This is a genomic window from Mycobacterium szulgai (genome assembly GCF_002116635.1).
Lineage (GTDB): Bacteria > Actinomycetota > Actinomycetes > Mycobacteriales > Mycobacteriaceae > Mycobacterium > Mycobacterium szulgai.
Genome location: NZ_LQPW01000120.1, coordinates 23111 through 38436 on the forward strand (window position 1 = coordinate 23111; position 15326 = coordinate 38436).

Annotated in this window: 14 protein-coding genes and 2 pseudogenes; 13 read left to right on the forward strand and 3 right to left on the reverse strand. The window is 63.0% G+C overall.

Features of this window, described 5'->3' with window-relative positions:
- Position 1: 1 nt before the first annotated feature.
- Complete coding sequence (locus AWC27_RS16320; RefSeq protein ID WP_085671434.1) at positions 2-862, reverse strand: enoyl-CoA hydratase/isomerase family protein; 861 nt, start codon at positions 860-862, stop codon at positions 2-4.
- A 91-nt stretch (positions 863-953) separates the two neighbouring features.
- Between AWC27_RS16320 and AWC27_RS16325 the strand changes: the two genes are divergently transcribed.
- The gene (locus AWC27_RS16325; protein ID WP_085671435.1) at positions 954-1616 is read left to right on the forward strand and encodes a hotdog family protein; all 663 of its coding nucleotides are present in this window, start codon (positions 954-956) and stop codon (positions 1614-1616) included.
- The gene (locus tag AWC27_RS16330; protein WP_085671436.1) at positions 1613-2491 is read left to right on the forward strand and encodes an enoyl-CoA hydratase/isomerase family protein; all 879 of its coding nucleotides are present in this window, start codon (positions 1613-1615) and stop codon (positions 2489-2491) included. Before AWC27_RS16325 ends, AWC27_RS16330 begins: the two co-directional genes overlap by 4 nt.
- A gap of 4 nt (positions 2492-2495) precedes the next feature.
- On the opposite strand, the gene AWC27_RS16335 is transcribed toward AWC27_RS16330, so the two are convergent.
- Positions 2496-3275, reverse strand: a complete 780-nt coding sequence (locus AWC27_RS16335) for a TetR/AcrR family transcriptional regulator (protein WP_083113464.1) — start codon at positions 3273-3275, stop codon at positions 2496-2498.
- A gap of 114 nt (positions 3276-3389) precedes the next feature.
- Here AWC27_RS16335 and AWC27_RS16340 point away from each other — a divergent pair.
- From AWC27_RS16340 to AWC27_RS16385, 11 genes and pseudogenes are all read left to right on the forward strand, one after another.
- Positions 3390-3632, forward strand: a pseudogene (locus AWC27_RS16340) (SDR family NAD(P)-dependent oxidoreductase); the annotation flags it as partial.
- Positions 3632-3742: pseudogene (locus AWC27_RS33230) on the forward strand (SDR family oxidoreductase); the annotation flags it as partial. The pseudogenes AWC27_RS16340 and AWC27_RS33230, both read left to right, overlap by 1 nt.
- Before the next feature lie 20 nt (positions 3743-3762).
- On the forward strand, positions 3763-4767 hold the full coding sequence (locus AWC27_RS16345; RefSeq protein WP_085671437.1) for a dihydrodipicolinate synthase family protein: 1005 nt from the start codon (positions 3763-3765) through the stop codon (positions 4765-4767).
- 62 nt (positions 4768-4829) lie between these two features.
- Positions 4830-5105 (forward strand): GlsB/YeaQ/YmgE family stress response membrane protein, encoded by a 276-nt coding sequence (locus AWC27_RS16350; protein ID WP_083113467.1) that lies wholly within the window; start codon positions 4830-4832, stop codon positions 5103-5105.
- Positions 5106-5267: 162 nt separating this feature from the next.
- Positions 5268-6110, forward strand: a complete 843-nt coding sequence (locus AWC27_RS16355; RefSeq protein ID WP_085671438.1) for an enoyl-CoA hydratase — start codon at positions 5268-5270, stop codon at positions 6108-6110.
- A gap of 172 nt (positions 6111-6282) precedes the next feature.
- Positions 6283-7509: a CaiB/BaiF CoA transferase family protein gene (locus AWC27_RS16360; RefSeq protein WP_139837052.1), complete on the forward strand. Its 1227-nt coding sequence runs from the start codon at positions 6283-6285 to the stop codon at positions 7507-7509.
- Between the two features lie 123 nt (positions 7510-7632).
- A complete protein-coding gene (locus AWC27_RS16365) occupies positions 7633-8844 on the forward strand; it encodes an amidohydrolase family protein (protein WP_085671439.1) in 1212 nt (403 codons plus the stop codon).
- An 8-nt stretch (positions 8845-8852) separates the two neighbouring features.
- Positions 8853-10472, forward strand: a complete 1620-nt coding sequence (locus AWC27_RS16370) for an acyl-CoA synthetase (RefSeq protein WP_085671440.1) — start codon at positions 8853-8855, stop codon at positions 10470-10472.
- Entirely contained in the window at positions 10469-11332 is an 864-nt protein-coding gene (locus tag AWC27_RS16375) for an amidohydrolase family protein (protein ID WP_085671441.1), read from the forward strand. Before AWC27_RS16370 ends, AWC27_RS16375 begins: the two co-directional genes overlap by 4 nt.
- Positions 11325-12374 carry an acyl-CoA dehydrogenase family protein gene (locus AWC27_RS16380; RefSeq protein ID WP_085671442.1) on the forward strand — a complete coding sequence of 350 codons (1050 nt, stop codon included), beginning with the start codon at positions 11325-11327 and terminating at the stop codon, positions 12372-12374. Before AWC27_RS16375 ends, AWC27_RS16380 begins: the two co-directional genes overlap by 8 nt.
- Before the next feature lie 14 nt (positions 12375-12388).
- Positions 12389-13588 carry an acyl-CoA dehydrogenase family protein gene (locus AWC27_RS16385; protein ID WP_085671443.1) on the forward strand — a complete coding sequence of 400 codons (1200 nt, stop codon included), beginning with the start codon at positions 12389-12391 and terminating at the stop codon, positions 13586-13588.
- A 1-nt stretch (position 13589) separates the two neighbouring features.
- Here the strand turns inward: AWC27_RS16385 and AWC27_RS16390 are convergent, their stop codons facing one another.
- Entirely contained in the window at positions 13590-15128 is a 1539-nt protein-coding gene (locus tag AWC27_RS16390; protein ID WP_085671444.1) for a hypothetical protein, read from the reverse strand.
- Positions 15129-15326: the final 198 nt, after the last annotated feature.

A 15326-nucleotide genomic window follows, 5' to 3' on the forward strand; every position in this document is an offset into this window, starting at 1 on the left:
GTCACCGGCCCTGGAACTTCGGCGTGCGCCGCTGCTGAAAGGCCGCCAGACCTTCTTTGAAATCGCCTGTCCGGCAGGACAGTTCCAAATTGAACAACTCCTGGGTCAGGGACTGGCTCAACGTCGCATGCTGACCCAGCTGCAGCGCCTGCTTGGCCAGCCCGATCGCAACCGTCGGCCCGCTGGATAGGCGGGACAGCAACTCTTCTACCGTCTCCTCGAGTCGCTGAGCGGCTACGGCTTGGTGAATCAGACCCCATTCGGCCGCGTCGGACGCGTTGACCTTTTCCCCGAGCAGCAGCATCCGCCGGGCGCGGGCTAGACCGATCAGGCGGGGCAGCAGCCAGGTGGCCCCCGAGTCCGGGCTGAACCCGCGCTCGACAAAGGGTTCCCAGAAGAGGGCATCGGTGGTTGCGATAGTGAAGTCGGCGGCCAGCGCCAGATTGCAGCCCATGCCCACGGCCCTGCCCTGCACACTGCACACCACCGGCAATTGCAGAGTGTGCATCAGCTCGATTACGCGATGGGCGGCATGCGGAATACGGCGCAATAGATCCCCGGCACGCGGCCGTTGTCCGTCGCCGCTGTTGGTGGCCACCCAGTCGGCACCCGCACAGAAGTCGGTGCCCGCACCCCGGATGTGGACAGCGCGCAACGAGTCGTCGGTGGCGGCGTCGGACAGCGCGGCGACGAACTCCTCAATCATCGCTGCAGTCAACGAGTTACGTCGGGACGGGCGATCGAGGGTGAGTCGCAGCACCGCGCCATCGCGGCGCGTTGTCACCGAACCCTCGGTCCCGGCCGAGTCGGCCTCGTGACCCACTATCGAATCCGGCCTTTCTGCGCCGATATGGTGACCCATACAGTAGGCAATACGATTGCTACGCTGTATAAGTTAGCAAGGAAACGTTGCCGACGGAATAAGCGGGCGAGACCCGATAAGGAGAGGACGCATGTGTCCCAGCTCGGCACCCAGATTCGGTGAGGCGCCGCTGGCCCAGACCGTCGCCGCCGCCGGCGCCATCCGGCGGCTCAGTTCGCTACTGCTCTCGCTGGAACACCCGCACCCGGCGGTGGACGCGATGCTGGCCCAATTCGGTGAGTGGGAGCGCGAGCTAGCGGCCGTCGCGCCGCCGGATCCGGCCCCTCGGATCGGTGCTCGCGACGACGACCCCCGTCGGGTCTATCTGAACCACGCCACCGACATCGGCGTATACAACCCCTGCTTTCCCGAGTACCGGTTCGATCGCCACGATGCCGAAAACGCCACCGGCCGGGTCACGTTCCCGGTGGTCTACGAAGGGCCGCCGGGACTGGTGCACGGGGGCTTCCTCGGCGTCTTCTTCGACTGCGTAATACAACATCACAGTTGTCTCGCCGGACTTTCCGGAAAGACGCGCACACTGTCGCTGACATTTCGACGGCCGACACCGCTGCTGACCGAACTGCAATTCGACGTCGCCCGGTCGCAAACCGAACAGGGTGTCGCTTCGACCGCACAACTGTTGCTCAACGGCGAAGTGCTCTGCCGGGGTGAGGTCACCACGCTGGCGTCGCGGCCCGAAAAGCTTGCCGGATACCAATTCGGCGCGCGGCGAACGGAGTCCAGCCCATGAATACTTCGGACGAGCGAGTGCTTTTCGCGGTGGACCACGAGAAGCGGATCGCCACAATCACTTTGAACAACCCCGAGCAGCACAACTGCTATGACGCCGCCATGCGCGAGGCCGTCGCCCGGTGTCTGGACCGCGTCGCAGACGACGACGATCTCACCGTGGTGCTGCTGCGCGGAGCAGGTGGCGTGTTCAGCACCGGCGCCGACATGAACAACGCCTACGGTTGGTACGGCGGATCGGGCGCCGTGGGAGAACGGCACCGTCCCAGCCAACGTCGCCGACTTACCGTGGATCGCAAGTCATTCAGCTTCTACCACAACTTCATGGGCTTCCCGAAGGTAACGGTCGGCGAGATCGCCGGCTACGCGCTGGGCGGCGCCTTCGAAATCGCTTTGATGACCGATATTTCGGTGATTGCGCGCAACACGAAAATCGGCATGCCGGCTACGCGCTTCCTCGGGCCGGCGCTGGGCAGCCTGCACATGTTCTTTCACCGGTTAGGGCCGGTGCTGGTCCGGCGCCTGCTGCTGACCGGTGACATCATCGAGGCCGGCCAGATCGAGCATCTCGGAATCTTCACTGACACATGCGATCCCGATTCGGTGGCCGCCCGTGCCCGGTACTGGGCCGAGAAGGCGGCGAAGATGCCCGCCGACGGCGTCGTCATCGCCAAGGAGGCGTTCCGGTTGGTCGAGCAGAGTCAGGCGTACCAGGGCGAGGAAGTCGCCAGCTATCTGTTCCACGCTTTCGGTACCAATCTGCAATTCGCACCAGGGGAGTTCAACTTCGTCAAAGCCCGGGCAGAGCATGGAACCAAGGAGGCGTTCCGGCTGCGCGACGAACACTTTCACGTGCCCGAACCTGAAGCGGAATAAGTGTTTAACGCTTCGCAGCCGACTTGGCTGGGGCTTTGCGCTGGCGGGCCGGGGCCTTGCGGGCGGGTTTCGAGGCATTTTCGATCAACTGGCCGGCGTGGTCCAGGATGCAGTCGAGACCGTATTCGAAGTTGGTTTCATCGGGGGCGCCGATGCGGTGCCCCTTACCGGTGACCTGAGCGATGAGCGGAGTCGTGTGCGGGTCGATGGCCACCGCGTCCTCGATCGTGCGCGAGCCGTCGTCCGATTGATTCTTTTCGAAGAGTCGGTGCAGCACCACCGATCCACGCACATGCAGCGACACCGCGGAATACGTGTCGAAGGCGTCTTCCGGTGAGAGCCCGGCCTCGACCAGGTTGGCGATCGCCCGCTCCATCTCCTGCGCCCCCAGCCGGGCCGCCTTGGGGCTGAGGGCCGCCCGAATCAAAATCAGGTCGCACAGAATTGGGTTGCCCATGAACGTCTTCCGCATCGACCGGGCATGATTGCGCAACGTCTCGCGCCAGTCGCTGGCTTCCACATACGGTGTGGCGAACACATACTTGCTCAAGGCGCGGTCGGTCATCGCGTTGAGCAGATCGTCTTTCTTGCGGAAGTACCAGTAGATGCTCGTGACGCCGACGCCGAGATGTTTGCCGAGCAACGGCATGCTCAGATTGTCGATCGACACTTCTTCGGCGAGTTCGAATGCGCCACTGATGATATCGTCGGGATTGATGGATCCACGTTCGCGTCGCTGACGCTTCTCCGCGGTTGCCTGCTTTGCCACTACGGGCACCTCCATCAAGATCTATCCTGGTACGCGGTCCGTCAACCTTACCGGGGACCGTCGGCCGTCTGCTACTGTAATACCTATCGTAGGCTTTTTTGTAACCCTGCTTGGGACCGAGATTGCGTCGTGGATCTAGGGCTGGCGGACGCCGCCACGGTGGTGGTCGGCGGTAGTCGGGGAATGGGGTTGGCCACCGCTTCTTGCCTGGCCGACGAGGGCGCGCGGGTGGCGGTAGCCGGTCGTTCGCAGGCCGCGCTGGACGGTGCGGTCGAGGAGCTGACGGCGCGCCGCAGTCCGGCTACTTTAGCTGTGGCCGCCGATATTCGTCAGGGCGCCTCTGCCGGCGGGGTTTTCGCCGAGCTCGGCCAGCCGGCCTGCAGGACGAAATCGGGCCCGTTGTCGCGTTTCTGGCGTCACGGCGCCACTCGTACATAACCGGAGCCAACATCCATGTCGACGGCGGTTCGGATTTCACCTGACCTCTCAGAAGGAGCGCATCATGGCCACGGCAGCTGAGGCCAGGGGATGGGCGCGCGGCGCCTTGCGGGGCATCGGTGACTCGCTGTACACGCCCTTTTGCGGGACCGACGGCGACGACATCGACTGGGACGCCTACCGGAAGTTGGTGCGGTACTGCGTGGGCGATCTCGGCCACCCGATGTTGTGGTGCACCAGCGGCATAGCCGAGTTCTGGGCGCTGACGCTCGATGAGCGAAAGCGCTTGCTGGAGGTGGCGATCGAAGAGGGTCGCGCTGCCAATCCCGACGTGGTCGTGCAGGCCTGTACCTCGGCCATGACCGCCAAAGATTGCCTGCAGTTGACGCTGCACGCCCAGCTGGCCGGCGCCGACATCGCCTACATCCAGACGCCGATGATGGAGACCCACGGCGGCGAAGGCGTGTTGAGGTTCTTCAGATACATCGCCGCACGTACCGATATCGCGTTGGGTATGTTCAATTCTCCGTCGTCGGGCTATGTGTTGACGGCCGCCGAAAGTGCCCGTATCTACGACGAAATTCCCGCGGTATGCGCCACCAAGGAAGGCGCCTTCCGGCCGCAGAGCAGCCGGCTGCTGCATCAGTTGGCGCCCGATCTGGTGCTCTGGGAATGCGACAGGACCGTGTACCGCGCCGGATGGCTGCGCGATGGAATCGTCTGCCCGGCGCAGTTGGGTACCGCCGGTTATCTATTCGAAACCCCCCAGCGCAGAATGTTTTCCGAATATTGGGATCTGGTTCTCAACGACAAACTTCTCGAGGCCATGGACTACGGCCGTGAGTCGGGCCTGGATCAGTTCGACCTCGATCTGGGTGCTTGGTGGACTTGCTATCCGGGCCGGTCGGACTACTTCACCCATTGGGGTGGTGCGTTCAAGTACGCGGCGTCGCTGCTGGGTTTGCCGATCGGTGCTTATCCGCATTCGCGGCCACCGCAGGCAGAGTTGCCGCCGGAGGCCAAGGTGCAGATGGAGAATGCGTATCGCCGGATCGGGCTTATCGACTAGGAGGATTACCGGCACCCGTCGGCGGGCATACGCCAGATATTCGACGGCGGAAGGATTGCAAAATGCTCACCTTGGGTGTCATCGGCTGGATCATCATCGGCGGCCTGGCAGGCTGGATCGGTAGCAAGATCATGGGAACCGACGCACAAATGGGCCTGGTACTCAATGTCGTGGTCGGCATCGTAGGCGGTTTGATCGGCGGGTTCCTGCTGCGTGGCTTCGGCGTAGACGTGGCCGGTGGCGGCCTGTTGTTCTCCTTCCTGACGTGCCTGCTGGGTTCGATCGTTCTACTGGGACTCGTCCGGCTCGTTGTGCATCGCCGGCACGTGCACCGCTAGGCCTCTCTCGGCGGAGTTACGCTCCGGCGGACCGAGATTCGCGGAATCGGATCGGGCTGCACTCGCCCGGGCGACAGTTGTGGGGCGCTGTACCGATAGGTATACAGTACGGGGGCACACGTACCTGTGCTGCGCGGCTGGTCAAGCCCGGAGGAGTTGCCGATGAGTAGCAGTAACGCTCCCGAGACTGAAGCCGCCGTGCTCTACGAGACCACTGCCAGTGGCGTCGCCATCGTCACCCTCAATCGCCCTGACCGACTCAATGCCTGGGGGCCCGATATGGCGCCCCCGTTCTATGCCGCCGTTGACTGCGCCGAACAGGACCCTGCCATCCGGGTGATCGTGCTGACCGGCCGGGGCCGGGCGTTCTGCGCAGGGGCTTATTTGGGCTCGTCGGGTGCTGCTCGAGACGTCGGCGATTCGCTGGAGCAGGCCGGCGGCAAGAGTGTGGCGGATCTGGTCGGCGAACGTCCACCGCATTTCGTGACTGAACTGCGCAAGCCTGTGATAGCAGCTATCAACGGTGCCTGCGTCGGCATTGGTTTGACCCAGGCGTTGATGTGTGACGTTCGGTTCGCCGCGGCCGGTGCCAAGTTTGCCGCGATTTTCGCCCGCCGGGGATTGATCGCCGAGTTCGGCATCTCCTGGATATTGCCGCGTCTGACTGGTTGGGGAGTTGCACTCGACCTGTTGCTCAGCGGACGTACATTTCTGGCTGACGAAGCATTGCGGCTCGGCATCGTCAAGGAAGTCGTGGCGCCCGAAGACCTGATGAACCGTGTCATGGAGTACGCCGAGGACATCGCCCAAAACTGTTCTCCCGCCGCATTGTCGGTGATTAAGCGACAGACCTATCGCGACGCCGGCCGCGATGTCGTAACGGCCACTGCCGAGGCCGAAGCGATGATGTGGCAGGCGCTGCCGCGACCCGACGTCGTCGAGGGGATAGCGAGCTTTCTGCAGAAACGGCCGCCGCAGTTCCCGTCGCTAGATTCCTCGCCGTAGTGAGGCACTTTGATGGACATCTCGCGGCTTGTAGAGGGGTTGGGCAAACCCGACTATGCTGCGCCAAGGAGGTAACCCGGCGTGGCCAGGGCACCGTCGGTGTGAGCGTACTGTAAATACGACAGTAGGCAGGGTGCCAAATCTAGCCGTCGGCGTCTTGGAGTGGTTTCACGTGGTCAAGGTGATGGAGGGCTTCCGGGTCCTAGAGGTCGCACAGTTCACATTCGTCCCCGCGGCCGGCGCCATAATGGCCGACTGGGGCGCCGATGTCATCAAGGTCGAACATCCGGTTCGAGGCGACACCCAGCGGGGCTTTCTGCACATGGGCGGTTTCCACCTCAACCCCGACCGGCATCCGCTCATCGAGCACCCCAACCGCGGCAAGCGCAGCGTAGGCATTGACGTGTCGACGCCGGGAGGCCAGGAAGTGCTCTACGAGCTTGCGAAGAGTTCCGACGTGTTTCTCACCAATTACTTGCCGTCGGCGCGTCAGAAGAACAGGTTCGACGTAGAGCATATTCGTGCGGTGAACCCGAGCATCGTCTACGCGCGTGGCAGCGCGTACGGGGACAAGGGACCCGAGCGCGACGTCGGCGGTTATGACGGGACGGCGTTTTGGACGCGTAGCGGCATCGGTCACTGCCTGACCCCGCCAGAACTGGGTGCGCCGCTGGGTCAAGGCATTCCGGCGTTCGGTGACTCCATCGGTGGGATGAACATCGCCGGCGGCATCGCCGCGGCGTTGCTTCATCGCGAGCGCACCGGTGAAGCCCTCGAAGTGGATGTATCGCTGTTGAGCACGGCCTGGTGGGCGGCCGGCGCGACTATGGCACAAGCCATGGATACCGGTGAAGCCATGCGGGTGGCGATGCCGAAATCCGGCGGCTCCGAATTCAATCCGTTTCTGGGCAATTTCCAGACCGCCGACGGCGGCACTATCAACTTGTGCATCGTGAGCCCGACCGGGTACATCCGCGACACCTTCGAACACCTCGGCATCGCCGCGGCCGCAGACGATCCCCGGTTCGCGACCGCTCGTACGCTGATGGAAAACGCCGAGGCGGCAGGCGATTTGATAGCGCGGGCCATTTCAGGCAAGCCGTTCGAGTATTGGCGTCGGCACCTCAAGACGATGAAGGGGCAATGGGCACCCTTCCAGAGCCCCATGGACCTCGGGGTCGACGAGCAGGCCATTGCCAACGACATGATCATCGAAGTGGAGGCCGCCGACGGGGGAGCGCCCTTCAAGGTCGTCCGCGGGCCAGTGCAGTTCAACCACGAGCCGTTGACGACCACGCGCGCCCCGCAGGCGTCCGAGCACACCGAAGTGGTGTTGACCGAACTGGGCATGGACTGGGACCGCATCGACGAGCTGAAGAACTCCGGTGCCATCGCGTAGCCCAGTGCAACCCGATTTACCAGGCGTTTTACGTATTTCACGCGCGCGTCGCCCGCTTTGCAGAAAGCTGTACCGATAGGTATACAGTATCTACTACGCGCCCATTTCGAGAGGACGTCCACCATGACGACGTTGGACTACCAGGCGATTGACGTCGACAACCATTACTACGAACCGATCGACTCGTTCACCCGGCATCTGCCAAAGGAATTCAAGCGCCGTGGCGTGCAAATGCTGCACGACGGCAAGCGCACCTGGGCGGTCATCGGCGAGCGGATCAACCAGTTCATCCCCAACCCGACCTTCGATCCCATTATCGAGCCCGGCTGTCTGGATCTGCTGTTTCGTGGCGAGATCCCCGAGGGCGTCGACCCGGCGTCGCTGATGAAGGTCGATCGGCTGCAGAACCATCCCGAATACCAGAACCGGGATGCCCGGGTGAAGGTCATGGACACCCAGAACCTCGAAACGGTGTTCATGTTGCCGACGTTCGCGTGTGGGGTCGAGGAGGCGCTCAAGCATGACATCGACGCCACGATGGCCTCGATCCATGCCTTTAACCTGTGGCTCGATGAGGACTGGGGCTTCGACCGGCCCGATCACCGAATGATTTCGGCGCCAATCATTTCGCTGGCCGACCCGGACAAGGCCGTCGACGAGGTCGATTTCGTGTTGGGCAGGGGTGCCAGACTGGTGCTGGTACGTCCGGCGCCGGTGCCCGGACGGATCAAGCCGCGCTCACTGGGTGACCCCTTGCACGATCCGGTCTGGCAGCGGCTGGCAGACGCCGGTGTCCCCGTCGGCTTTCACCTCAGTGACAGCGGGTACCTCGCGATCAACGCGCTATGGGGCGGCACGGCCACCTTTGAAGGATTCGGGAAGAAGGATCCGCTCGACCAAGTCCTGTTGGACGACCGGGCGATTCACGACACGATGGCGTCGATGATCGTTCATCAGGTCTTCACCCGGCATCCCAAGCTCAAGGTCGTCAGTATCGAGAACGGCTCGTATTTCGTCTACCGGTTGATCAAGCGGCTGAAGAAGGCTGCCAACACTGCCCCGCATCACTTCAAGGAGGATCCGGTCGCGCAACTGCGCAACAACGTCTGGATCGCGCCCTACTACGAGGACGACGTCAAGCTGCTGGCCGAAACCATCGGCGTGGAGAAGATCCTGTTCGGCTCGGACTGGCCACATGGTGAGGGACTTGCCGATCCGATGTCCTTTACCGCTGATATTCCGCAGTTTCCTGAGTTCAGCGCCGAAGACACCCGAAAAGTCATGCGCGACAATGCACTCGATCTGCTCGGTGCCAATCTCCCGGTGATGGTGTAGCGTGCCCGATGAGCGAATGGACGATCGGAGCGGTCTTGGACGCGGTTGCCGAGGCCGTGCCCGATCGGGTGATGACCGTCTGCGGATCACGCCGCAGTACGTTCGCCGAGTGCGCCGACCGGACCCGCCGCCTGGCCAACTACCTGGCGGCCAAGGGTTTTGGTGCACATGTCGAACGCGACGCGCTGGGTAACTGGGAGTGTGGGCAGGATCGCGTCGCGCTCATCATGCACAATGACCTGTACCCCGACATGGTCATCGCGTGCCTGAAGGCCCGGGTAGTGCCGGTCAACGTCAACCACTACTACACGCCCCACGAGGTGGCCGACCTGCTGGCCTACCTCAAGCCGCGCGGCGTCGTCTATCACCGCTCGCTGGGTGCCAAGTTCGCCGACGTGCTGCCCGGGGGCGCCCAATTGTTGATCTCGGTTGACGACGGCAGCGGGCTTCCCGGCTTGCCCGGCGCCATAACCCTTGAAGATGCGCTGGGGCAGGGCAATTCGGATCACGGGAACACCCCCCGGCCCGATGATGTGTTGATGATCTGCACCGGCGGCACGACCGGGCGACCCAAGGGTGTGATGTGGCGGCAGGCCGACATCTACGTTGCGTCGATGAACGGTGACGACCACGTCGCCGTCGACGAAATCCATCAGAGGGTGCGCAACGCTGGTCCGCCGTGGTTCGCTGTTTCACCTTTGATGCACGCCGCCGGCATGTGGACCGCGTTCGCGGCGCTGCTGTCCGGGCAGACGGCCGTGCTCTACGACACCAGACAGAAGTTCGACCCGGCTGCGGCGCTCGGGATCGCCGAACGTGAGAAGGTCGGCATGATGACCATGGTGGGCGATGCCTACGCGGCACAGTTCGTTGACGAGCTTGGCCGGCGCAGCTATGACCTGTCTTCATTGTTTGCCATCGGCACCGGCGGGGCGGCCACCAACGTCAGATATCAACAGGCCGTGCTGAACTACTTGCCGCACATCACCTTGATCAACGGCTACGGCTCCTCGGAAACGGGCAACGTGGCCTTCGGGCACAGCAGGCACGGCGCCCGCGCCGACACCTTCGTGTTGCGTACGGGCGGGCTGGTGCTGTCAGAGGACTACCGCCGATTCCTCGAGCCGGGCGATCCCGAGATCGGCTGGGTGGCCCGCTCCGGACGAATCCCATTGGGTTACTTCGATGATCGTGCCGCAACGGCCAAGACGTTCCCAGTGGTGGATGGGCAGCGGGTGGTGATATCGGGCGACCGCGCCTCGGTGCACGACGACGGCACACTTCGGCTGTTCGGCCGGGATTCGTTGGTGATCAACACCGGGGGCGAGAAGGTCTTCGTCGAGGAGGTTGAAGAGGTGCTGCGCGCGCACCCGAGTGTCGCTGATGCCTTGGTGGTCGGCCGAGACAGTGACCGGTGGGGGCAGGAAGCGGTGGCGCTGATTGAATTACGCGAGGGTGCCGACGCTGATGACGGCATCTTACGCGCGCACTGCTCAACCGATTTGGCGCGGTTCAAGGTGCCCAAGGCGTTCATCGTGGTCGATCGGGTGCGCCGCCTGGGTAATGGCAAGGCCGACTATAGATGGGCCAAACAGCATGCGACGGAAAGCGTTAGGACCACGCGATGACGCGACCCGACCCCAGGCCGGTCATCGACTGTCTGGTCAACGTCCACTTCGGTGAGACGCAAGCACAACCCGAGTTCATGACCAAGGTCCGCGACGACTACTTCAAGGGACCCAAGTCGATGTACGACCCGGTCGACCTTTCGGAGTTGCTGGACGAGATGGATGAACACGGCGTGCGCCAGGCCGTCCTGATGGACAGCCTGGCCAAGCCCTCGGTGACTGCCCGCAAGTTCGTCGAAGCGCGCCCGGATCGATTCGTGCTGGCTCTCGGTGGCATCAACCTGCTGCGTCCGGTGGCACCACTACGCGAGCTGACTTCGGCGGCGGCCGACCTCCCGGTGGCGTATGCCGTTGTCGGCCCGAGTTTCTGGGCCGACGGCGCCTACCCGCCCAGCGATGCGGTGTATTACCCGCTGTATGCCAAGTGCGCCGAACTCGATCTGCCACTGTGCGTCAATACCGGGATTCCCGGACCGCCGATCCCCGGCGAAGTACAGAACCCGATCCACCTGGATCGGGTGTGCGTGCGCTTCCCCGAGTTGAAGCTGTGCATGATCCATGGCGCAGATCCGTGGTGGGACATCGCTATCCGGATGCTGATCAAATACCAAAATTTACGGCTGATGACATCGGCATGGTCGCCAAAGCGGTTGCCGGACAGCATTATCCACTACATGCGTACCCGGGGCTCGGGCAAGGTCATCTTCGCGTCTGACTGGCCGGTACTGCGTCAGCATCGCGTGGTGCCCGAAGCCAACGCCCTGGATCTGCCCGCCGAAGTCCTGGACAACTACCTCTACAACAATGCCAACGAATTCTTCTTCGATGGCCCAGAATCAGGAGCGGTAACCAATGGATAGATACGAGTTGCGGCGACTCGACTACAGCCTGACCGAGGATCACAAGGCCCTGCAGGCGGCCTACCGCGAACTGCTTGCGGCTCACTGTCCGATCGAGACGGTCTGGGCTGCACAGGAAACCGGATTCGACAAGAGTCTGTGGGAGCGGTTGTGCGCCGTGGGCGCCACATCCATGGCAGTAGGTGAAGACGCCGGTGGCGACGGAGCGACCTTGGTGGATCTCGCGCTGGTCGCCGAAGAACTGGGCCGAATGCTTGCCCCGGTGCCCTGGATCGACCACATCTGTGCCGCGCGGCTGGCCGAACGGCTGGACTCGGTCGACGCGGGCATGATCGAGGGCAGTCGGATTATCGGGCTCGACGCTGCGCTGGAACCCACTGCCGGACTGCGACTTATCCCTGCCGCGGCGATCGCCGATGGGCTGATGATCCGGGATGGGGACGACGTGCTTCTGCTGAGGTTTGTCACCCGGCCTGCTCGCGTGTCGAACCTCGGCCAGCTCCCGATGGCCTGGGTGGATCCCAGCGCAGCCGACTCGCGAACGCTCTTGGGTTCGGGCCCAGACGCCGTCGCGGCCTACTGTCGGGCGCTGGATGAGTGGCGGGTGCTGACCGCCGCGGCGCTGGTTGGCCTCGTCGAACAAACGATGACCATCGCGGCCGAGTTCGCCAAGACTCGGTATACCTTAGGCGTTCCGATCGCTACGCTGCAGGCGATTTCGCATCCGCTGGCCAACATGGCGATCGTCGTTCAGGGCGGCCGCAACCTGGCCCGGCGAGCCGCGTGGTTCCTCGACAACGAGCCGAACGAGCGCCCGGAGCTGCCGGGGTGCGCGTTCGTTTTCATGGCCGAGGAGGCGCCCAAGGCCGCAACCATGGCGGTCCACATTCAGGGCGGTCTCGGGGTGTCCGTTGAAGCCGCCGCGACGGCGTATCTCGTCCGAGCTCGGGGTTGGGCGCTGGCCGGTGGGGATCCGGGCGCCACCGCCAAGCAAGTCGGACAACTCGTCGCGGACCGCGAGCGCGCTGTCGCACCGGCGTAAAGGATTGTCGAACAATGGATTTCGCCCTCGTAGAACTCGACGCCGACGACAAGAAATTTCTGGCCGAGGTTCGCGCGTTTCTCACTGAACACGTGACCGATGAGGTTTGCCGCCGCGACCGCGACACCGGAGACAACTTCGACGAAGGCGTGCACCTTGCGATGGGTGCGGCCGGATACCTGGAGAAGGAGTGGAAGTCGACGAAGGAAGGCGGTTTCACCCGGGTCCGTCGCCGGATCTGGGAGCTGGAGAAACGCCGTATGCACACGCCGTGGGTGACGTGGGGCACGACGGCGATGGTGGCGCGCGCTGTTGTGGCTTTCGGCAAGCCCGTACTCGTCGAGGAGGTGATGCCCAAAGTCTTCAGCGGCGAGGTGCGAATGTGCCTGGGCTATACGGAGCCCGACGGTGGATCCGACGTCGCGACGTGCAAGACGCGGGCGGTGCGGGAGGCGGATGGATCGAGCTGGATCATTAATGGCTCGAAGATGTTCACCACCGGCGCGCACAACTGTCAGTACGTCTTCCTCATCACCAACACCGACCCGGATGCGCGTAAACACAAGAGCCTGACCATGTTTCTGGTTCCCCTTGACCTGCCGGGCATTGAAATTCAGGGCATCCGCACGGTCGACGGAGACCGAACCAACATCGTCTACTACAACGATGTCCGCGTTGACGACAAGTATTTACTCGGTGAGGTCAACGGTGGCTGGACTGTCCTGCGGGGACCGCTGGACGCCGAGCACGGCGCCGTCGCCGCGTCGCCGGATGGGTTGCAGGACGTCGCGATCATGCAGCACCAGACCGGCTTCATGTCTGCGGCGGTGGACGCGGTGGCAGCCCGGGTCTGGCAGCCGGGCGATGACGGGGTGCGTCCGATCGATGATGGATCGGTGGCATATCGGTTGGGCCGCAGCGTCGCTCGGTTGGAAGCGGCGCTGTCGACGCCGAGCATCTTCGGCCGGGTCGCACAGGCGCAGACCATGCGCGACATCGGCCCCGATCTGATGGATATCGCCGGCCCCGCCTCGGCGCTGCCTATTGATACCGACGGCGCCGCCGATAACGGGGCATCGGAATATCTCTACCGCTTCGCTCCGCTAGCCGGGATATACGGGGGCACGCTGGAGGTCTTTCGCAATATGATCGCCCAGCATGTCTTGGGCCTGGGCAAACCGAACTACTCGCCGCCGGCCGACAAGGCTTCGTGAACTAGTTGTGCAGCGCCACAACGGCATACTTTCCGGCACGGACGATAGCGTAGGAACGCCATAGTTGTCGTTCCATCGAGTCGAACACATGATCCGCAATACTCTTGGCAAGTTCCAACCGCTCACCGCTTAACGGCGCGGGTGGACTTATCTCGGTGTCGCTCCCGGGGGCGTCGCCATCGGCCGGCGGGTCATGACGGCCGGCAAGGTAATCCAGTCGACCGCCGGTTTCGGCTTCGGCGGCGAGCGCAAGTGGTTGCGTCTGGGTGAAGAACTCCTCACCCGTGGATTCCAGAGCTACCAGCATCCACCAGCGCAACACCGGATCAGTGTGTTGCAGGGCGATTTTGGCGAACTCGATCATGTTCTGCCGATGCAAATCCATGTCGGCATCGAGGAACAGCCATTCAAGCGCGTCGCTAGCCGTGTGATTGAGCACGTGATCGAGTCCGAGTGCATCCCAGTCTGATAGAAAAAGCTTGCTGTGCTCGGAGAGCCGCGCGGCCCAAGCGTTCACGGCTTGTTCCGCGGCGCTGGCCGGTTGGGCAAAGGTCAAGGCGTACTTGGTCAGATCGCGGTAGCCAAGGATGTCCATCACCCACATGGGAATGAACTGACGAAGTTTGTCCGCGGGGCTACGTTGGTCATTGCGCAACCACTCGTAGAACGGGTGTGCCCGCAGTCTGTCCTTGCGTGCCTCGATGTGGCGAAGCATGGCGGTGTCGTTGTCGTCTGCCGGACTGATCGCGAGCGCGGGCGCAGTCCAATCAGCTTGTGCCAGAGCGGGTAGTTGCGGGCGACGCGGGACGCTGCCGGTATCGAGATATCTGGTCGCGTAGTCCAGGAATCCGTCGAAAATGCCATTGAAGATACCGAACATCCGCTGGCATGCCTCGCTCGCCCGTTCACGACGCGCGGGGTCGAGTACCACTGTCTCGAACACGCCCTCGGTGTTGCCGACGTGCCCCGATTCCAAATCCAGGTGGTACGGACCAAAGTAGCGGTATTCAAGACCCGTTTGGCGAGAAAGCGTAGCCGCGACTCGTGCAGTGTTGCTGAGCATCACGTGGCCGGTGGCCTCACCGGCCTCGGAGTGGCCGAACCGAATCAACGCATCGTCGCGGTCGTCAGCGACCAGCCGAATGAACTCAATTCCGCTGCGACGGAACGTCTCCTGATCCGGGGACAGAAACAGCCACCACAGCATGTCGCTGGTACGCCAGCCCAACCGAGCATCGAGGTCGAGCTTGCGCCAATCCTCCAGAAACATCCTCGAGTGCTTCTCGTCTTCGACGGTGCCGAGATTGATCACCCATTCGTACTCGTCGTGCGGCTCCGGGAACCTCAGCACCCAGCGGTTCATATCCCGGAATTGCATGATGAACAGTGCGCCGGCCGGTCCGATGGCCAGCCGGTCCTGAGGCGGGACCCGGTCGCTGGACAGCCAGTCGAAAAATGCGTGTCGGCGTGCTGCGTCTTGTCCTGCATCCCGCAGTTGCATCACATGTTTCAATGCAAGGTCTTTCTTCGCTGGGCTCATCCGCCGTTGCTGAGTCACTGATCAAAACAGGCCGTTCGAAGGTGTACTAATTGTACGCCCGCCGAGTACAATCGAGCGACTTGCCTTTCTACCTGCCGCGAACCCGAACGGACCCTGAGGCAAGTTCACCTCACTTCATTCCGTTCCTAGGTGTCGCGTGTGAAAATTGTATGTTGCTGACGACGGTTACTGATGGTA